A 2,004-nucleotide genomic window follows, 5' to 3' on the forward strand; every position below is an offset into this window, starting at 1 on the left:
TGACATGTACATGACCGGCAAAATCGAGATTGACCCGATGATCACGCATGTCATGGGTCTGGAAGAGATCAACAAGGCATTTGATTTAATGCATGCGGGAACAAGTATCCGCAGCGTAGTGGTGTTTTAACTTAGGGAGAGACGATAATGTTTAGTCATATGATGGTTGGCAGCAATGATATTGCCCGTTCCAAGAAGTTTTACGATGCAACATTTGCAGTGATGGGCGGAAAGCCTGGCATACAAGATCCCAAAGGTCGTTTGATCTACATGCACAACGGCACAATGTTTCTGGTGACGCCTCCAATTGATGGTAATCCAGCAACGCACGGAAACGGCTGCACGATCGGTTTTGCAATGACTCCCGAACAAGCCGATGCGTGGCATCAAGCGGGCGTCGACAATGGCGGTGAAGCGATCGAAGATGCTCCCGGCGTACGCGAAGGCAACGGCATGAAGCTGTATCTCGCTTATCTGCGCGACCCCGATGGCAACAAATTATGTGCGCTCCACCGCGTCACCGATTGATACGACCGTCAATATGATCAATGCCGAAGCGCAGCTTTATGAAGACTTTGAGGCGCTCGGCATCGTTTACGAACGCTATGAACATGCCGCCGTATTCACGGTGGCTGAAAGCAATCTGCATAACGACCAGATTCCCGGCGCGCATACAAAAAACCTGTTCCTTAAGGACAAAGCAGGCAAATTTTTTCTGGTCACGGTTCCGGCAGAAGCGCGGGTCGATCTAAAGTTGCTGCCTTCCGCAATCGGTTCGGGGCGACTTAGTTTTGGCAAGGCGGAGGATATGGTGCGGTTGCTTGGTATCACGCCCGGGGCGGTTACAGCCCTATCTGCCGTTAATGATTCAGGCGGAGACGTACGGTTTGTGATCGACTCGGCACTTATGCAGGCGGAACTCGTCAACTGCCATCCGCTTCGCAACACTGCGACGCTTGGCCTTTCGCCCGATAACCTTGTCCGGGCACTGACATTTTGGCAGCATGCACCGCTTGTGACGAACATTCCTGTAATGAAGACGGAGTCAGCATGAGCATCGAAACTTTGTCCACCAACACGGCGTTTGGCGGTGTCCAAGGCGTGTATCGACACGCGTCGGCCGCCACAGCGAGTGACATGACATTTTCGGTCTATGTGCCGCCGCATGCTGAAGGCCAATTGCTGCCCGTCGTCTGGTTTCTGTCAGGGTTAACATGCACGCACGCCAATGTGACCGAAAAGGGCGAATATCGACGCGCCTGTTCTGAATTGGGGCTCATCTTTATTGCGCCGGACACCAGTCCGCGCGGCGAGGGGGTTCCCGATGATGCCGACGGTGCTTATGATTTCGGGCTTGGTGCCGGTTTTTATGTCGATGCGACAGCCGCCCCATTCGACACACATTACCGGATGCGCGAATATATCGAATGCGAATTGCCCGATATCATCGCCGCACATTTTCCTGCTGATATGCAACGGCAGGCAATCATGGGGCATTCGATGGGTGGACATGGCGCGCTGACCATCAGCTTGCGTAACCCAGGACGGTTCCGTTCCACATCCGCGCTTGCACCCATTGTATCTCCCATCAACTGCCCATGGGGTGAAAAAGCGTTGGGTGGCTATCTGGGTCCTGATCGCTCGCTTTGGCGGGAGTATGACAGTGTTGCGCTGATTCAAGATGGCGCGCGGTTGCCCGATATGTTGGTCGACCAAGGAACGGATGACAATTTTCTCGAGGGGCAGTTGAAAACACATCTGCTTGCCGCGCAAACTGCAGCTGTCGGCCAGCCAGCGACGATCCGGATGCAGCCAGGCTATGACCACAGCTATTATTTTATCTCGACTTTCATGGCCGAGCATCTGGCCTGGCATGCGGATCGGCTTAAGGGCTGAATTTTGCGTACTGGCCAATTCAATCACCGCAGGTTAAAAAGCATGTCGTCGCGCGGGTGTAGCTCAATGGCAGAGCAGCAGCTTCCCAAGCTGAATACGGGGGTTCGA

General features: G+C 53.8%; 3 protein-coding genes and 1 pseudogene. All 4 read left to right on the forward strand.

What is annotated here, in order from left to right; translation table 11 throughout:
- Positions 1 to 130 (forward strand): annotated as a pseudogene (locus ACLL9E_RS07905) (S-(hydroxymethyl)glutathione dehydrogenase); the annotation flags it as partial.
- 17 nt (positions 131 to 147) lie between these two features.
- A complete protein-coding gene (locus ACLL9E_RS07910; protein ID WP_411291195.1) occupies positions 148 to 528 on the forward strand; it encodes a VOC family protein in 381 nt (126 codons plus the stop codon).
- The gene (locus ACLL9E_RS07915) at positions 488 to 1,054 is read left to right on the forward strand and encodes a prolyl-tRNA synthetase associated domain-containing protein (protein ID WP_411291196.1); all 567 of its coding nucleotides are present in this window, start codon (positions 488 to 490) and stop codon (positions 1,052 to 1,054) included. Before ACLL9E_RS07910 ends, ACLL9E_RS07915 begins: the two co-directional genes overlap by 41 nt.
- Positions 1,051 to 1,896: an S-formylglutathione hydrolase gene (gene fghA / locus ACLL9E_RS07920; RefSeq protein ID WP_411291197.1), complete on the forward strand. Its 846-nt coding sequence runs from the start codon at positions 1,051 to 1,053 to the stop codon at positions 1,894 to 1,896. The genes ACLL9E_RS07915 and fghA overlap by 4 nt, the downstream gene beginning before the upstream one ends.
- The last annotated feature ends 108 nt before the right edge of the window (positions 1,897 to 2,004 follow it).

This window comes from Sphingorhabdus sp. (assembly GCF_046596595.1).
Taxonomy (GTDB): domain Bacteria; phylum Pseudomonadota; class Alphaproteobacteria; order Sphingomonadales; family Sphingomonadaceae; genus Sphingorhabdus_B.